This window comes from Streptomyces sp. NPDC059255 (assembly GCF_042752355.1).
Classification (GTDB): domain Bacteria; phylum Actinomycetota; class Actinomycetes; order Streptomycetales; family Streptomycetaceae; genus Streptomyces.
In genome coordinates, this window is record NZ_JBHYZP010000007.1 from 162,045 (window position 1) to 177,918 (window position 15,874).

The following is a 15,874-nucleotide window of genomic DNA, read 5'->3' on the forward strand; positions in this document are numbered from 1 at the left end:
GGCCATTCCGTCCCCGGGTTGCCGCGCACCGTCTTGACCGGCACCTCGGGGCTGGCCTAGCGTGGCGGCGTTCAGAGACGTGGACGTCGATCATATTGGTGCACGAGCGGTCGGCCGCTCGCCGCACGGCCAGGGAGCGCCCGTGACCTCAGCCCCGCTCGCCGCCCGCCTCACCGAAGTGGCCGGGCCGTTGTTCTTCCCCGTCACCGCGTACGGACCGGACGGCGGCCTCGATCTCGACGCCTACCGCGCGCATGTGCGCGCCGGTGTCGACGCGGGCGCCGCCGCCGTTTTCGCGTGCTGCGGTACGGGCGAGTTCCACGCGCTGGACCCGGACGAGTTCCGGCAGTGCGTCGCCGCCGCCGTCGAGGAGACCGCGGGCCGCGTCCCCGTCGTGGCGGGCGCCGGCTACGGCACGGCGCTCGCCGTCCGGTACGCGCGGATCGCCGAGGCGGCGGGCGCGGACGGGCTGCTCGCCCTGCCGCCCTATCTGGTCGTCGCCGACCAGGAGGGGCTGGTCCGCCACTACACCGCGCTGGCCGCCGCCACCTCCCTGGAGACCATCGTCTACCAGCGCGACAACGTGGTCTTCACCCCCGCGACCGTGGTCGCCCTGGCGCGGGTCGAGAAGATCATCGGGCTGAAGGACGGCTACGGCGACCTCGATCTGCTGCAGCGCATCGTCAGCACCGTCCGCCGCGAACTCCCCGGGCGGGAGTTCCTGTACTTCAACGGGCTGCCCACCGCCGAACTCACCGGGCTCGCCTACCGGGGCATCGGCGTCACCCTCTACTCCTCCGCGGTCTTCGCCTTCGCGCCCGACATCGCGCTCGCCTTCCACCGGGCGCTGATCACCGGGGACGACGCGACCGCCGTCCGGCTGCTCGACGGCTTCTTCGTACCCCTGGTCGAACTGCGCAACCTGGGCCGCGGCTACGCCGTCTCGCTCGTCAAGGCGGGGGTACGGCTCGGCGGTCTGGACGTCGGAGAGGTACGGCCACCCCTGCGCGAACCGGGCGCCGACCACCTCAAGGTCCTCGCCGAACTCATCGAGCACGGCCGTACGCTGCTCCCCGACGACGCGACCGGCGGCGTCGGCGCGACCGCCGCGGCCGGCGACACCGGCGACACCCGTGAGGAGGACGCGTGAGGACTTCAGCCTTCGTCTACCCCTGGGACATCGTGGGCGACCCCGACGCCCCCGCCAGGATCGCGGACCTCGGCGTCCGGCAGGTCACCCTCGCCGCGGCCTACCACTCCACCCGCGCCCTCACCCCCCGTCACCCGCGCCACCGGATCGTCACCGCCGAGCACGCCGCCGTCCTCTACCCGCCGGACCCCGCCCGCTGGGCGGGCCGCGAGCCGCGTCCGTACCCCGCGGGCGCCTGGGCCCCCGGCGACGCCTACCGGGCGGCCGCCGAGGCGCTCGCCGGCGCGGGGCTCGACGTGCACAGCTGGGTCGTCCTCGCGCACAACTCCCGCCTCGGCGCGGAGCGCCCCGACACCTCCGTGGTCAACGCCTACGGCGACCGCTACCCCTGGGCGCCGTGCGTCGCGCGCCCCGACGTCGCCGCGTACCTGACGGAGCTGGCCGCCGAGGCCGGCGTCCGCCCCGGCACGGGCGGGACCGAGCTGGAATCCTGCGGCTGGTACGGATTCGGCCATCTGCACGCCCACGACAAGACCGCAGGTGTCGCCCTCGGGGACGCCGCGCAGTACCTGATGTCGCTCTGCTTCTGCACGGTCTGCCGGGAGGGGTACGCGGGCCTCGGGGCCGACCCGGACGAAGTGGCCGCCGCCGTACGCCGCTCCCTGGAGCCCGTGTGGGCCACCGGCTCGCAGGAGAGCGGATGGCCCGCCGTCGAGAAGCTGCTCGGCGCGGATCTCGCGGCCCTCGTCGCGGCGTGGCGCGACGGCGTCGCCCGCGGGTTCCAGGAGGCGGCCGTCGCGGCCGTACGGGCGGAGGCGCCCCCCGGCTTCCAGGTGCTGCTGCACGCCGACCCGGCCTCGTACCGGGTCGGCGCCAACACCGGCGTGGACCCGGCGCACATCCTCGGCGTCGCGGACGGCGTGGTCCTGCCCTGCGGCGGCGGCGCGGCACCGGCGATGCTCGGGCCGTTCGCGGACCACCGCACCGGGACCTCCGTGCTGGCCGCCAACTTCGGCGTCGTGAGCGGCATGGGCGGGGACCCGGCCATCCTCGCCGACGACGCGGCGCGCGCCGCGGAACTCGGCGCGACCGAACTGCGCCTCTACCACGCGGGGCTCGCCTCCGACGCGGACCTGGCGGCGGTCAGGGCGGCGCTCTCACACCTGGGCGGGTGAGCCGGCGCCCCCTTCCACCGGGCCCGCGCTTCCTTCCGCCGGGCCCGCGCTCCCGCCCGCCCCCGGCGCCGTCGCCCACAGGAGTCCTCCGGCCGTCAGTAGCCCGGCCGCACCGGCCACCGCCAGCAGCACGGTGTGGTCGACGACGGCCAGCAGCCCCGCGCCGAGCCCCAGCGCCACCGCGTTCGGGACATATATCAGGGTGTTGGCGGTCGCCGCCGTCCGGCCGAGCACCGCGTCCGGTGTCTCCCGCTGGACGGCGGTGAGCGCGGCGATCAGCACGCACGGCAGCCCCAGGCCCACCCCCACGGCGCTCGCCAGCACCACCGCGTCGTACGGCAGCGCCCGCGCCGCGACCGACACCGCGAACAGCGCGATCCCGGCCGCGGCGTACCTCCGCTCGGGCAGCCGCCGCAGCAGCGGACCGGCGAGGATCCCGGTCAGCACGGACCCGGCGCCCTGCGCCGCGTACAGCACCCCCGCGTACGCCGGGGCGTGGCCGAGTCCCCGGTCGATCACGGCGTGGACGACCGCCCCGTTGACCCCCGCGAGCAGCATCGTGACCGACGCGGCGCGGACGAGCGGGCGGACGGCCGGCGATTCCCGCAGCCGCCGGACGCCCGCCACGAGCCCGGACCGCCAGGCGCCCGGCGGCGCCGGGTCCGGCCGGTCCTCCCGTACCCGCAGCAGCGCGAAGAGGCCCGCGGCCAGGACGAACGTCGCCGCGTCGAGCAGCGCGACGGGGCCGCCGCCGTACCGCGCGTAGAGTGCGGCGCCCGCGAGCGGCGCCAGCAGCTTCGTGCCCTCGTTGGCGGTCGTCCGCAGCCCGTTGAAGTCGCCCAGCAGCCGCCGGTCGACGGCGGCGGCGACCAGGGCCGCTTCCGCCGCGTCCTGGACGACACCGCTCGCGCCGTACACGAACAGCACGCAGAACAGGATCCAGACCCGGTCCGCCGAGTCCACCGCGGGCAGCGCCATGAGCAGCACCGCCATCGCGAGCTGGCAGCCGATCAGCAGCGGGCGCCGCCGCACCCGGTCGGCCACCACCCCCAGCAGCGGGCCCACCAGGACCGGCGCCCACATCGCGAAGACCGTGAGCGCGGCCAGACTGTCCGACCCCGTCAGCGACTTGACCCAGACCCCCGACACCAGCCACATCGCGGACGTGCCGAACCCGGAGACCACGATCCCGGCGAGGTAGAGCGCCGCGTTCCGGTCCCGTACCACACCCCCACGCGTCGACCCCATGGCCTCCACCCATCCCTTCCGCCGCGGCGCACCGGGCGTCAGTGTGGCGGCTGAGGAGCGGGCCGCCGCATGGGGAGAAAGACCTACTTCCCGCCTAGCCGAGGGAGCTGGGGAAGCTGAGGATCCTCAGATCCGGCGGCACCGGCCGCATCGGCGGCACCGGCGGCACCGGCCGCATCGGCGGCACCGGCCGCATCGGCGGCACCGGCCGCATCGGCGGCACCGGCGGCACCGGCCGCATCGGCGGCACCGGCGGCACCGGCCGCATCGGCGGCACCGGCGGCACCGGCCGCACGGGCGGCACTGGGGGCACCGGCGGCACTGGGGGCACCGGCCGCATCGGCGGCAGCGGCCGCACGGGTCACTTCAGCGCCGCCTTCATCATCTTCTGCGCGATCGGCGCGGCCAGCCCGTTGCCGCTGACCTCCGAGCGCGCCGCGCCCGAGTCCTCCACGATCACCGCGACCGCCACCTGCTTGCCGCCGGACGCGTCCTTCGCGTACGACGTGAACCAGGCGTACGGCGTGCGGCTGTTCTCCACGCCGTGCTGCGCGGTGCCCGTCTTGCCGCCCACCTCCGCGCCGTCGATCCGCGCGTTGGTCCCGGTGCCGTCCTGGACGACCGTCACCATCGCGCTGCGCAGCTGTTCCGCCGTGGCGGACGAGACGATCCGGGTCGTGTCCCCGTCCGGGTACTCCTGGAGGGTGTCCCCGTCCGCGTTCACGACCTTCGACACCATGTGGGGCGCGGCCATCAGCCCGTCGTCGGCCAGCGCCGCCGAGACCATCGCCATCTGGAGCGGCGTCGCCGTCACGTCGAACTGGCCGATGCCGGTCAGCGCCGTCTGCGCCTTGTCCATGCCGGACGGGTAGACGCTCGCCGAGGCACGCACCGGCATGTCCTGAGTGGAGTCGTTGAACCCGAACTTCTCCGCCATGGCGCGCACCTTGTCCTGCCCGAGATCGACGGCCATCTTCGCGAAGACGGTGTTGCAGGAGTACCGCAGCGCGGTGCGGATCGTCGCGTTCTCGCAGGGCGCGGAGGTGTTCTCGTTGCCCAGCTTCTGGCTCGTCGTGGGCAGCGTGTACGGATCGGGGCTGTCCGTCGCCTCGTCCACCGAGCTGTAGAGCCCGTTCTCCAGCGCCGCCGCCGCGACGACCAGCTTGAACGTCGAACCCGGCGGCAGCGGCTGCCGCAGGGCGCGGTTGACCATGGGCTTGTCCGGGTCCCCGGTGAGCTGGGACCACGCCGGGCCGTCCGTGGTCCCGCTGATCCGCGTCGGGTCGTACCCGGGCGTGCTGACCACGGCGAGGACCCGGCCGGTCTTCGGGTCGATCGCGACGGCGGCGCCCTTGGTGGAGCCCAGCGCGGCGAATCCGGCGCGCTGCACGGCGGGGTCGATCGTCGTCAGCACGTCGCCGGGCCTCGCCTGCTTGCCCATGAGCGCGTCGACCGGGTTCTGGAGCCGGCTGTCGGTCCCGTCGAGGACGTCCGCGTAGATGCCCTCCAGCTGGGTGGAGCCGTACACCTGCGAGCTGTAGCCGGTGACGGGCGCGTAGAGGGCGCCGTCCCGGTAGGTGCGCTCGTACGCCAGATCGCCGCCGGTCGTTCTTCTGGAGCCGGTGACCGGCGAACCGGCCACGATGATGTCGCCCAAGGGCTGCGCGTACTGCGCGATGGCGGCGCGACGGTTGTGCGTGTCGTCCGCGAGCGCCTTGGCCTCGTACGCCTGGAGCCAGGTCGCCCGTACGAGGAGGGCGAGCACCAGGGAGAGGCAGATGACCGCTGTGTGTCTGATCGTCTTGTTCATCCCGTATGAGGGACGAGTGGGGGAGGGCGCCGCGTTCCCCCTGAAGGCGCTTCTCAGGAACTCTTCATCCTGGCGAATCCTGGCGAATCCTGACGAACTACTGGCGAACTCTTCGTCCTGGCGCTCAGAGCCGCCGGGTGGCGAGCGTGAGCCGGTCGCGCGCGTCGAACAGCGTGTCCTTGATCATCTGCTCGTGCGCGGGCGTGAGCCGGGCCACCGGCACCGAGCAGCTGATCGCGTCCCGCGCGGGCGTCCGGTACGGGATCGCGATCCCGAAGCAGCGCAGCCCGAGGGTGTTCTCCTCGCGGTCCACGGCGTACCCCTGCTCGCGCACCGTGTGCAGCTCCTCGATGAGCTTCTCGCGGTCCGTGATGGTGTGCTCGGTCAGCGCGGGCAGCGTCTCCGGCAGCAGCTTGCGCACCTGCTCGTCGCTGTGCGTCGCGAGCAGCGCCTTGCCGAGCGAGGTCGAGTGGGCGGGCAGCCGGCGGCCGACGCGGGTGAAGGGCCGCAGATAGTGCTGGGACTGGCGGGTCGCGAGATAGACCACATTGGTGCCGTCGAGCCGCGCGAGGTGGATGGTCTCACTGGTGTCGTCCGAGAGCCGGTCCAGCGTCGGCCGGGCGGCGGCCACGACCTCGTCCCCGTCGATGTACGACGTGCCGACGAGCAGCGCCCGTACGCCGATGCCGTACCGCGTCCCCGTCGCGTCCGTCTCCACCCAGCCCAGCTCGACCAGCGTGCGCAGCAGCATGTAGAGGCTCGACTTGGGGTAGCCGACCGCCTCCTGGACGGTGGCGAGGGAGTGCATGCCGGGGCGTCCGGCGAAGTATTCGAGCAACTCGACCGTCCGTACCGCGGACTTGACTTGTGCTCCACCGGTTTCCGCAGCCGACATCGTCCCTCGCCTCTTCTGGCCCGCTCGCCTTGCCCACTTGACCGCTCTTGACCACACAGAACGTGCGGAAATAGAGTCCTTGCACATTCACTATCAGGAATCCTGTTCAGAATACCGAACAACTTCCGGGGCGGGGAGCCCGACGGTGAATGGCCAGTGGTCCGTACGTCGTGAGTCGGGAAGGAAGCCGTGGTGGCAGCAGCACCAGTCTGGAGTGTCGACCCCCGAACGGGGAAGCAGCGTGAGCAGGTCGCGCGGGAGGCCACCGCCGGGGAAGTGGACAGCGCGGTACGGGGCGCGCACGCGGTCAGGGGAGCACTCGCCGACCGTACGGTGCGCGCGGCCCTGCTCCGGACGGCGGCCGACCTGCTCGACGCCGCGGGTGAGCACGTCATCGAGGCGGCGGACGCCGAGACCGCCCTCGGGCCCGTACGGCTCACCGGCGAGCTCGCCCGCACCACGGCCCAGCTGCGGGCCTTCGCCGAGGTCGTCGACGAGGGCGCCTTCCTCGACGTACGCATCGACCACGCCGACGCCGACCGTACGCCGCCCTGGCCCGACCTGCGCCGCTACAAGGTGCCGCTCGGCGTCGTCGCCGTCTACTCCGCGAGCAACTTCCCGTTCGCCTTCTCCGTGCCCGGCGGCGACACCGCGAGCGCGCTCGCGGCCGGCTGCCCGGTCGTCGTCAAGGCGCACCCCGACCACCCGGCCACCTCCGAGCTGTGCGTCTCCGTGCTGCGCAGGGCCGCCGCCGAGGTCGGGCTGCCCGAGGACGTCGTCTCCCTCGTCCACGGCTTCGAGGCCGGTGTCGAGCTGGTCAAGCACCCCCTGGTGTCGGCGGCCGGCTTCACCGGCTCCGTACGCGGCGGGCGTGCCCTCTTCGACGCGGCCGCGGCCCGGCCCGCGCCCATCCCGTTCCACGGCGAACTGGGCTCCCTCAACCCCGTCGTGATCACCGAGGCCGCCGCGGCCGGACGCGCCGAGGAGATCGGCGCCGGCCTCGCCGGTTCGATGACGCTGGGCGTCGGCCAGTTCTGCACCAAGCCCGGCTTCGTCCTCGCCCCGGCCGGCGAGCCCGGCGACCGGCTGGTCAAGTCCCTGACCGCCGCGGTCAGCGAGACCGAGCCCGGCGTGATGCTCGACCACCGGATGCGCGACGCCTTCGTCGCGGGCGTGGCCGAACGGGCCGCGCTCCCCGGCGTGGACGCCCCGGTCACCCCCGGCGCGGGCGGCGAGCACACCGTCAGCGCGGGCTTCCTCACGCTGCCCGCCGAACTGCTCACCGCGGAGGGGCCGCACGACCTGCTGCTGGAGGAGTGCTTCGGCCCGGTCGCGGTCGTCGCCCGCTACACCTCCACGGACGAGGTCACCTCGATCCTCTCCCGCCTCCCCGGCAACCTCACCGCCACCCTCCACCTCGCGGGTGAAGAGGCCGACGGCACCGAGCCCGGCGCCGCCGAGCTCCTCGCCGAGCTGACCCCGCTGGCCGGCCGCGTCCTCGTCAACGGCTGGCCCACCGGCGTCGCGGTCGCCCCCGCCCAGCAGCACGGCGGCCCCTACCCGGCGACGACCTCCACCTCCACCTCGGTCGGCGCCACGGCGATCGAGCGCTGGCTGCGCCCGGTCTCGTACCAGTCCACGCCGGCCGCGCTGCTCCCGCCGGAGCTGCGCGACGAGAACCCGCTGGACCTGCCGCGCCGCGTCGACGGCCGCCCCGAGAGCTGAGCTGAGCCCCCACTCACCTCGCTCCGCCGCCGCCCCACCGCACATCGCGTGCGGTGGGGCGGTCGCGTTCCGGGGCCCGCGTTCCGGGGCCCGCGCCCCGACTGCTCCGTACGGGTGAGGAAGGAACGTTTCCGCGACCGCTTTCGGGTGACGCCGCGGCTACGAGCCCGTCGTGCGGGGGCGGTGTCGTGGAGCCTCAAGGCGCCAGTACGACACAAGGAGTTCTCCCGCATGCGCCTCCGTACCACCCTGGCCGCCGCCGTCGGCGCCCTCACCCTGCTCGTCGCCCTCCCGGGTCAGGCCTCGGCCGCCGAGGGCACCTTCAGCTACGTCTACACGGACATCGCGGGCGAGCCCCGCCTCGGTGAGCTCGTGAACCCCGAGAGCCGCACCTGCATCACGATCCCCGAGGCGGCCGGAGAGTACGTACCGCCCGCCCACTCGCCGCGCAACCGCACCAAGTCCACCGCGACGGTCTTCACCGAGCCGGACTGCGACGGCGACTACTACACGCTGCGCCCCGGCGGTTCCGCCTCCGAGCGGCTCAAGCTGCGCTCCGTGGTCTTCTCCTGACCGGCGTCCCGACCGGCACTCCCGCCCCGTCCGGCCCGCTGCGCCGGACGGGGCATTTCCGTCTCCGCCTCGGTTCCCCGGACATGGCGCAGGTCAGGAGATATCCCATGGACTACGAAATGCGCGCGGAGTACGAGGAGGGCGCCTCGCCCCGCGACCCGGAGCCCCGGTTCTTCGTCTGGCACATGGCACGGGCCGACGAGGCGACCGCCCTCTGCGGACGTGACCTCGACCCGGCGGCCGTCACCCAGTCGGCCGACCTGTGGGGCACCCCCGCAGGGCAGCCGCTCTGCCACGCCTGCGGCGCCTCCTACATCCACCAGGTTCCCCACCACGGCCTGAGCGGGGAATGAGCCGCAGGGAATCAGCCGCTGGGAATGAGTCGCCGGCCGGGCGCGTTGCCGCTGGGGGCGGAGGGTGCCTCCGTACCGGCTGAGCGCCGTCGCCGTGCCCGTACGGGGTCGCGAACGCGGCGGACGTGACCTGGAGGAATCAGACACATGCGTGTGGAGATCTGGAGCGACATCGCCTGTCCCTGGTGCTACATCGGCAAGGCCCGCTTCGAGAAGGGGCTGGCCGGATTCGCGCACCGTGACGAGGTGGAGGTCGTGCACCGGTCCTTCGAGCTGGACCCCCGGCTGACCAAGGCGGACACCGGGACGGTCCTCGACATGCTGGTGGCCAAGACGGGGCGCACCCCGGCGGAGGTGCGTGAAATGGAGGAGCACGTCGCCTCCAACGCGCGCTCGGAAGGGCTCGGCTACGTCCTCGACGGGCGGGACTACGGCAGCACCTTCGACATCCACCGCCTGCTCCATCTCGCTAAGGCCCGCGGCCGCCAGGACGCGCTGCTCGACCTCGTCTACCGGGCCAACTTCGCCGAGGAGCGCTCCGTCTACGACGAGGACACGCTGGTGGGGCTCGCGGTCGAGGCGGGGATCGAGGAGGCCGAGGCGCGCGCGGTGCTCGCCGACCCGGAGGAGTACGCCGCCGACGTACGGGCCGACCAGCGCGAAGCCGCCGAACTGGGCGCGAACGGGGTGCCGTTCTTCGTGCTCGACCGGCGGTACGGCGTCTCCGGCGGCCAGCCCGCGGAGGTTTTCACCCAGGCGCTGGAGCAGGCGTGGGACAGCCGTGCGCAGGCCGGGGCCCATGCATGAGCAACGCTTCGGTCCGTCCGTCAGACATGCGTGATTGACCGGGCGGGGGCGGGACCACAGGGTGGGACGCATGGACCCCCTGGTGAGCGCCGAGTTCGCGCCGGACATGACGTATCTGAACACCTCGACCTGCGGCCTGCTGCCCCGCCGGGCCGTCGCCGCCGTTCAGGAGATGGCCGGGGCCAACGCGACCGGGCGGGGCGGGCTGGGGGACGGCGGCTTCGAGATCGTGAACGCCGCCCGTGCCTCCTTCGCCCGGCTCGCCGGGGTGCCGGCCGACCGGGTCGCCGTCGGCGGCTCGGTCGCTGTGCACATCGCGGTGATCGCGGCCCCGCTCCGGCCCGGCGCCGAAGTCCTGCTGCCCGAGGGGGAGTTCAGCTCCGTCTCGACCCCGTTCGCGATGCGCGGCGACCTCAGGACGCGCCATGTCCCGCTGGACCGGCTGGCCGAGGAGGTCCGGCCGGAGACCGCGCTCGTCGCCTTCTCCGCCGTCCAGTCCGCGGACGGCAGGATCGCCGACCTGGCGGGGGTACGGGCCGCCGCCGCGGCGCACGGCGCCCGTACGCTGCTGGACGCCAGCCAGTCGGCCGGCTGGCTTCCGCTGGCGGCGGGCGCGTACGACTACACCGTCACCGCCGGCTACAAGTACCTGTGCTCCCCGCGCGGCACGTCGTTCCTCACCGTGACCGAGGAGGCGCAGGAGTCGCTGGTGCCGCTCCACGCGGGCTGGGTCGCGGGCGAGGACCCCTGGGCCAGCACCTACGGGCCCGTCGGCGAACTGGCGCGCTCGGCACGCCGTTACGACGAGTCGCCGGCCCTCCTCGCCTATTGCGGGGCCGAGCGGTCCCTCGCCCTCCTGGAGGAGATCGGCGTCGAGCGGATCCACGCCCATGACACCGCCCTCGCCGCCCGCTTCCGCAAGGGGCTGGCCGCCCTCGGCCACGTGCCCGTGGACGCCGGGGACTCCGCCGTCGTCGCGCTGCCGGGACTGGCCCACCGCCACCCCGGCCTCCGGCAGGCCCGGGTGGCGGTCGCGGTCCGCGCGGGCTCGTTGCGTACCGCCTTCCACCTCTACAACACCACCGAGGACGTGGACCGGGCGCTGGAGGCCCTCGGTCCGGCCGCCTAGGCGGGCCCAGGCGGCCGGACCGCCGGAGGGGCGGAGGGGCGGAGTGCGGGGTGCGGCGGTCAGAGGAAGCGGGCCAGGAACGCCCTGGTCCGCGGGTTGGACGGGTGGTCGAGCACCTCCTCCGGAGTGCCGCTCTCCAGGACCCGGCCGCCGTCCATGAACACCACCCGGTCCGCCACCTCCCGCGCGAAGCCGATCTCGTGCGTCACCACCAGCATGGTGAGCCCGTCGCGCGCCAGATCCCGCATGGTGGCCAGGACCTCGCCGACGAGCTCCGGGTCCAGGGCGCTGGTCGGCTCGTCGAAGAGCATCAGCTTCGGCTGCATCGCCAGGGCGCGGGCGATCGCCACCCGCTGCTGCTGGCCTCCGGACAGCTGGCGCGGATAGGCGTCGGCCTTGTCCGACAGGCCGACCCGCTCCAGCAGTTCCAGCGCGGTCCTGCGCGCCTGCGCCTTCGGTACGCGGAGCACGCCCACCGGCGCCTCCGTGACGTTCCCCAGGATCGTCAGGTGCGGGAAGAGGTTGAAGTGCTGGAAGACCATCCCGATGTCGCGGCGCTGACGGGTCACCTCGCCTGGCCGCAGATGGTGGACCCGGTCGCCCGAGCGGCGGTAGCCGATCAACTGGCCGCCGACGTGGACGGAGCCCGAGTCGATCTGTTCGAGGTGGTTGACGCACCGCAGGAACGTCGACTTCCCGGAGCCGGACGGGCCCAGCAGCACCACGACCTCGCCCGCGTGGACGTCGAGGTCGATGCCGCGCAGCACCTCCAGATGGCCGAACTTCTTGTGGACGTTCCGCGCCACGACGAGCGGCGGGCCGGCCGCGTCCCCGGCTGCCTCCCTGGACGCCTCCGCGGGAGCGGGAGCGGGCGCCGGGATCTTGGTCAGGCTGTCCTCCGTCATGGGGTCCTCTCCTCCTGCTCGTGCCGTGCGTCCCGCTCCTCGGCGAGGGGCGCCCCGGCGGCGGCCCGGCGCCGGAAGAAGGCGAAGTCCCAGAAGCCCTGCGGCGCGTTACGGGTCGCCCCGCGCGCGTAGTACCGCTCGATGAACGACTGGCCGACGTACAGCACCGACGTCATCACCAGGTACCAGAGGCAGGCGACGATCAGCAGCGGGATGGTCTCGAAGGTGCGGTTGTAGATCGACTGCACGGTGTAGAGAAGATCGGCCAGCGCGATGACGCTCACCAGCGAGGTGGCCTTCATCATGTTGATGACCTGGCTGCCGGTGGGCGGCACGATGAACCGCATCGCCTGCGGCAGCACCACCCGCCGCAGGATCCGCGCCCGGCCCATGCCCAGCGCCGCCGCGGCCTCCGACTGGCCCTGATCGACGCCGAGCAGCCCGCCGCGCACGATCTCGGCCATGTAGGCGGCCTCGTTGAGCCCGAGGCCGAGGATGGCGGCGAGCAGCGGGGTGATGAGGGAGTTGGTCTGCCCGCTGATCAACTCGGGGCCGAACGGCACCCCGAAGGAGATCCTGGGCAGCAGCGCGGACAGGTTGTACCAGAACACCAGCTGGACCAGGACCGGGATGCCGCGGAAGAACCAGACGTACGCGCCGCAGACCGCGCTCAGCACGCGGTTCTCCGACATCCGGCCGACCGCGACGAGCACACCGCCGACGATGCCGATGAGCATGGCCACCACGGTCAGTTCGACGGTCGTGGCGATGCCCTGGCCGATCACCTGGGCGCCGAAGTAGCTGCCGACCGTGGACCATTCGAAGTTGGCGTTGGTCACCAGGAAGTGCGTGAGCTGGGCGGCGAGGACCGCGAGGGCCAGGACCGAGAGCCAGCGCAGGGGATGCCGGACCGGGGTGGCCCCGGCGACGTCCACGGCGGGGACCGCGCCGGACGGGCTGCCGGTACCGGTACGGGAGCCGGGCCGCGCCGGGTCCTCGCCGGTCATGGGCGGGGGAGCGTCAGTGGTGGCCATGGGCGGCGCACCTCCTCACGGTGGTCAGGCGGCGCCGCCGAGGTTGACGCCGGGCTTGTCGAGCTGGTTGGCGGACAGGCCCCACTTCTTCATGATCTGTCCGTAGGTGCCGTTGTCGATCAGCTTCTGGACGGCCTTCAGGAGCACGTCGCGCAGCGGCGAGTCCTTGGCGACGACGGCGCCCTGGTAGAGATCGCCGAAGCCGTTGGGCTGTCCGGTCCCGGCGAGTTCGAGGTCGCCCTTGGCCTGCGACACGAAGTACGTGAGCGGTGCCCGCGAGGAGAAGAACGCGTCGGCCCGGCCGGAGCGCACCGCCAGGATGGAGCCCGGCTGGTCCTTGTAGGACTGGACCTGCACCGCCGCCTTGCCGTCCTTGACGCACTTCTCGGACTGCGTCTTGATCACGCCCTCGGCGGAGCCGCCGCCCATGACAGCGATCCGCCGGCCGCAGGTGTCGTCGAGGGTGTTGATGGCGCGCGGGTTTCCCTTGGGCACCGCGAAGACGACGAACTCCTTCACCCAGTCGACGAAGTCGTTGGCGCCCTGACGCGCCTTGAAGTCGCCGACGGGGCCGATGGCGAGGTCGTAGCGGCCCGCCTTGATGCCGGTCAGCTCGCTGGGCAGACCGTCGGCGGTGACGTGCTCGATCTTCACGCCGAGGAGCTGTTCGAGCGAGGTGGAGAGGTCGGCGGAAGCGCCGGTGAGGCTGTGACCGTCCGAACCGGCGATCTCGTACGGCGGGAAGGAGCCGTTGTTGACCGAGACCAGCGTGCCGGACTTGCGGTTCTTCTCCGGCAGCAGCGCGTGCAGCGCCGGGTCCTCGGTGAGCCGGGCCCCGGCGGGCTCGGCCTTGCCGCCGGCGGCGCTGTCCGTGGCGCCGTCGGCCTGGGGCGGGTTGCTGCCGCAGCCCGTGAGGACGAGACAACAGGTGAGGGCGGTGGTGGCCAGCAGGGCCACGCTCTTGGGGGATCGCGTCACACGCATCAGTGGGCTCCGAGGGGAAGGACGGTGGGGTTGACGGTGAACCGCCGGTTGGCCAGGACGGGCAGGGTCCGGCGGGCCGCAGCCGTCATGTCGGGGTCGGCCTCGGCCCAGGCCAGGCCGCGGACGGCGGCGAGCCGGGAGCGGACGGTGCCGAGCGGGTCCACGATCAGGCTGTTGCCGATGTTGCGGGGCCCGCACTCCCCGCTCGCCGCGACCCAGCAGGTGTTCTCCAGGGCGCGCGCCGCGGTCATGATCTCCCAGTGCCGCTCCTTCGCCGGGCCGCGCACCCAGGCCGCGGGGAGCGCGAGCACCTCGGCGCCGGCGTCCACGAGCAGCCGGGCCAGCTCGGGGAAGCGCACGTCGTAGCAGGTCATCAGGCCGACCTTGGTGCCCGCGACCTCGACGATCACCGGCGGCTCGTCCGCCGGCCGTACGTGGGCGGACTCCTGGTCGCCGAAGGCGTCGTACAGATGGATCTTCCGGTAGCGGGCGATCAGCTCGCCGTCGCGCAGCGCCACCAGCGTGTTGAACACGCGGCCGTCGTCGGACGGTTCGTGGATGCCGACGACGACGGTGGTGTGCCCCCCGGCGGTGGCCGCGCGCAGTTCGGTGACGAACGGGCCGTCCAGCGGCTGGGCGACCTCGCGGATGCGGTGGCGGTCCTCGGTGAAGCGGGCCAGGACCCCCTCGGGGAGGACGAGCAGGTCCGCGCCGCCCCGCTCCGCCTCGGCGGTGAGTTCCTGGCAGGCGGTCAGGTTGTCCTTCCAGTCGGGGGTGGCGGCGAACTGTCCGACGGCGATACGCATGGTGTGGGCTCCGGAGGTGGATCGGTGGGCCGGCGAGGGAAAGGCGGTGGGCGACGGAGGGTCGGCGGGCGACGGGAGTCGGTGGGCGACGAAGAGTCGGCGGGAGACAGGGAGGCGGTGGGCGACGGGGAGTCAGCGGGAGACAGGGAGGCGGTGGGCGACGGGGAGTCAGCGGGCGGTGGCGAGCGCCGGGTCGGGGAAGACCACCCGCGGGTCTATCGGCTCCGGCCAGATCCCCTGGGCGTGCAGCTCCTCGCAGAAGGCGCGGGTCATCGCCGCGTTGGGATCGGCCCCGTACGGCATCCAGTCGTCGCCGAACAGCCGTGCCGACTCGGTGAGTTCGTGGAGCAGCCAGGGGGTGGTGTCGGTGAGCAGCCGGCGGCGGGCGACCCAGCGGTGCTTGGAGCGCTCCAGCGCCGAGAGCAGCGCGGCCGGCAGGGCGGGGTGGGCCTCGACCGTCTCCTTCTTGAGCGTGACGAGATGGATGCCGGGGACGAATCCGGTGGTCTCCCAGTACGCGCGCTCCGCGGCCGGATGGTCGTCGAGAAGATGCCGGAAGCGGCTGGCGGAGGTGAACAGCTCCGCCGGCATGAACGGGGTGAGGACCGCGTCCAGCCGGCCCGCGGCCAGCTCCTCCTCCAGCGAGTCGCCCTCGGCCAGGACGGAGACGTTCGACGGGAGGGGCCGCCCGCCCACCCGGTCCTTGCCCGACTCCCCGGCGGTCAGCGGCCCCACCCGCCACTCCACCCCCGTGAGATCCACCCCGGCGCCGCGCAGCAGTGCCCGGGTCCAGGTGTTGCCCGAGTCGGGCCAGCCGGTGAGCCCGATCCGGGCCCCGGCGAGCTGGGCGAGGGTGCGGAACGGGCTGTCCGCCCGTACCAGGACGCAGCGGTGGCGGAACCCCCGCATGATGAACGCGGGCAGCCCGACGAGCCGGTCGTCACCCGCCGCGCGGGCCTGCACGTAGCGGCTGAACGAGGTCTCGCCGCCGTCGAGCCCCGGCTCGGCGAGCACGTCGGGGGTGACCTCCCGCGAGTCGACCCGGACCGTGAAGCCCGCCACGTCCACCAGGCCGGAGGCCAGTGGCACGAGGTGGTCCCAGTCACGTAGCCCCAGATGGATCACGGGAGATGACACAGCGGACGCTCCTTGCTTTTCGGTGCACTTCTCGCATGGTTCACAATCGAGCCGAATAAGCAATATTCGGCCGTGCGATGGCTGGAACAATATTGTTCAGCGATAGGTCAAACAAGATGTGTTTTGTGTCCGAACATAAATTT

The 15,874-nt window shown here is 73.1% G+C and carries 15 protein-coding genes; 7 read left to right on the forward strand and 8 right to left on the reverse strand.

Annotation, left to right across the window (positions count from 1 at the left end; all coding sequences use genetic code 11):
* Nucleotides 1–142: 142 nt before the first annotated feature.
* Complete coding sequence (locus ACFXKG_RS12375) at nt 143–1,150, forward strand: 5-dehydro-4-deoxyglucarate dehydratase (protein WP_384836274.1); 1,008 nt, start codon at nt 143–145, stop codon at nt 1,148–1,150.
* Entirely contained in the window at nt 1,147–2,325 is a 1,179-nt protein-coding gene (locus ACFXKG_RS12380) for a hypothetical protein (RefSeq protein ID WP_384836277.1), read from the forward strand. Before ACFXKG_RS12375 ends, ACFXKG_RS12380 begins: the two co-directional genes overlap by 4 nt.
* Here the strand turns inward: ACFXKG_RS12380 and ACFXKG_RS12385 are convergent.
* From ACFXKG_RS12385 to ACFXKG_RS12395, 3 genes are all read right to left on the reverse strand, one after another.
* Nucleotides 2,308–3,573 (reverse strand): MFS transporter, encoded by a 1,266-nt coding sequence (locus ACFXKG_RS12385; protein ID WP_384836280.1) that lies wholly within the window; start codon nt 3,571–3,573, stop codon nt 2,308–2,310. The genes ACFXKG_RS12380 and ACFXKG_RS12385 overlap by 18 nt on opposite strands.
* Nucleotides 3,574–3,934: 361 nt before the next feature.
* The gene (locus ACFXKG_RS12390; RefSeq protein WP_384836283.1) at nt 3,935–5,383 is read right to left on the reverse strand and encodes a peptidoglycan D,D-transpeptidase FtsI family protein; all 1,449 of its coding nucleotides are present in this window, start codon (nt 5,381–5,383) and stop codon (nt 3,935–3,937) included.
* Nucleotides 5,384–5,507: 124 nt separating this feature from the next.
* Complete coding sequence (locus tag ACFXKG_RS12395; RefSeq protein ID WP_365808702.1) at nt 5,508–6,278, reverse strand: IclR family transcriptional regulator; 771 nt, start codon at nt 6,276–6,278, stop codon at nt 5,508–5,510.
* A gap of 192 nt (nt 6,279–6,470) precedes the next feature.
* On the opposite strand from ACFXKG_RS12395, the gene ACFXKG_RS12400 reads away from it, so the two are divergent.
* The 5 genes from ACFXKG_RS12400 to ACFXKG_RS12420 all read left to right on the forward strand — a co-directional run bounded on the left by ACFXKG_RS12400 (nt 6,471) and on the right by ACFXKG_RS12420 (nt 10,865).
* Complete coding sequence (locus ACFXKG_RS12400; protein ID WP_384836286.1) at nt 6,471–8,003, forward strand: aldehyde dehydrogenase (NADP(+)); 1,533 nt, start codon at nt 6,471–6,473, stop codon at nt 8,001–8,003.
* A 231-nt stretch (nt 8,004–8,234) separates the two neighbouring features.
* A complete protein-coding gene (locus tag ACFXKG_RS12405; protein ID WP_384836289.1) occupies nt 8,235–8,576 on the forward strand; it encodes a hypothetical protein in 342 nt (113 codons plus the stop codon).
* 107 nt (nt 8,577–8,683) lie between these two features.
* The gene (locus ACFXKG_RS12410) at nt 8,684–8,929 is read left to right on the forward strand and encodes a hypothetical protein (RefSeq protein ID WP_382889414.1); all 246 of its coding nucleotides are present in this window, start codon (nt 8,684–8,686) and stop codon (nt 8,927–8,929) included.
* A 147-nt stretch (nt 8,930–9,076) separates the two neighbouring features.
* The gene (locus ACFXKG_RS12415) at nt 9,077–9,736 is read left to right on the forward strand and encodes a DsbA family oxidoreductase (protein WP_384836293.1); all 660 of its coding nucleotides are present in this window, start codon (nt 9,077–9,079) and stop codon (nt 9,734–9,736) included.
* A gap of 70 nt (nt 9,737–9,806) precedes the next feature.
* Nucleotides 9,807–10,865, forward strand: a complete 1,059-nt coding sequence (locus ACFXKG_RS12420; protein ID WP_384836296.1) for an aminotransferase class V-fold PLP-dependent enzyme — start codon at nt 9,807–9,809, stop codon at nt 10,863–10,865.
* A gap of 59 nt (nt 10,866–10,924) precedes the next feature.
* Here the strand turns inward: ACFXKG_RS12420 and ACFXKG_RS12425 are convergent, their stop codons facing one another.
* The 5 genes from ACFXKG_RS12425 to ACFXKG_RS12445 form a co-directional block, all read right to left on the reverse strand.
* On the reverse strand, nt 10,925–11,770 hold the full coding sequence (locus tag ACFXKG_RS12425; protein WP_384836299.1) for an amino acid ABC transporter ATP-binding protein: 846 nt from the start codon (nt 11,768–11,770) through the stop codon (nt 10,925–10,927).
* Complete coding sequence (locus ACFXKG_RS12430) at nt 11,767–12,804, reverse strand: amino acid ABC transporter permease (protein ID WP_384836301.1); 1,038 nt, start codon at nt 12,802–12,804, stop codon at nt 11,767–11,769. Before ACFXKG_RS12430 ends, ACFXKG_RS12425 begins: the two co-directional genes overlap by 4 nt.
* Before the next feature lie 24 nt (nt 12,805–12,828).
* Nucleotides 12,829–13,788: an ABC transporter substrate-binding protein gene (locus ACFXKG_RS12435; protein ID WP_384836304.1), complete on the reverse strand. Its 960-nt coding sequence runs from the start codon at nt 13,786–13,788 to the stop codon at nt 12,829–12,831.
* The gene (locus ACFXKG_RS12440) at nt 13,788–14,594 is read right to left on the reverse strand and encodes a deaminated glutathione amidase (protein ID WP_384836307.1); all 807 of its coding nucleotides are present in this window, start codon (nt 14,592–14,594) and stop codon (nt 13,788–13,790) included. The genes ACFXKG_RS12435 and ACFXKG_RS12440 overlap by 1 nt, the downstream gene beginning before the upstream one ends.
* A 168-nt stretch (nt 14,595–14,762) precedes the next feature.
* Complete coding sequence (locus tag ACFXKG_RS12445; protein ID WP_384836310.1) at nt 14,763–15,731, reverse strand: hypothetical protein; 969 nt, start codon at nt 15,729–15,731, stop codon at nt 14,763–14,765.
* Between the last annotated feature and the right edge of the window lie 143 nt (nt 15,732–15,874).

Bases quoted from the DNA above. Each gene is read 5' to 3' on its own strand.
- ACFXKG_RS12405 (WP_384836289.1), top strand. From the start codon at position 8,235: ATGCGCCTCCGTACCACCCTGGCCGCCGCCGTCGGCGCCCTCACCCTG.
- ACFXKG_RS12390 (WP_384836283.1), bottom strand. From the start codon at position 5,383: ATGAACAAGACGATCAGACACACAGCGGTCATCTGCCTCTCCCTGGTG.
- ACFXKG_RS12410 (WP_382889414.1), top strand. From the start codon at position 8,684: ATGGACTACGAAATGCGCGCGGAGTACGAGGAGGGCGCCTCGCCCCGC.
- ACFXKG_RS12440 (WP_384836307.1), bottom strand. From the start codon at position 14,594: ATGCGTATCGCCGTCGGACAGTTCGCCGCCACCCCCGACTGGAAGGAC.
- ACFXKG_RS12425 (WP_384836299.1), bottom strand. From the start codon at position 11,770: ATGACGGAGGACAGCCTGACCAAGATCCCGGCGCCCGCTCCCGCTCCC.
- ACFXKG_RS12415 (WP_384836293.1), top strand. From the start codon at position 9,077: ATGCGTGTGGAGATCTGGAGCGACATCGCCTGTCCCTGGTGCTACATC.
- ACFXKG_RS12430 (WP_384836301.1), bottom strand. From the start codon at position 12,804: ATGGCCACCACTGACGCTCCCCCGCCCATGACCGGCGAGGACCCGGCG.
- ACFXKG_RS12385 (WP_384836280.1), bottom strand. From the start codon at position 3,573: ATGGGGTCGACGCGTGGGGGTGTGGTACGGGACCGGAACGCGGCGCTC.
- ACFXKG_RS12420 (WP_384836296.1), top strand. From the start codon at position 9,807: ATGGACCCCCTGGTGAGCGCCGAGTTCGCGCCGGACATGACGTATCTG.
- ACFXKG_RS12435 (WP_384836304.1), bottom strand. From the start codon at position 13,788: ATGCGTGTGACGCGATCCCCCAAGAGCGTGGCCCTGCTGGCCACCACC.
- ACFXKG_RS12395 (WP_365808702.1), bottom strand. From the start codon at position 6,278: ATGTCGGCTGCGGAAACCGGTGGAGCACAAGTCAAGTCCGCGGTACGG.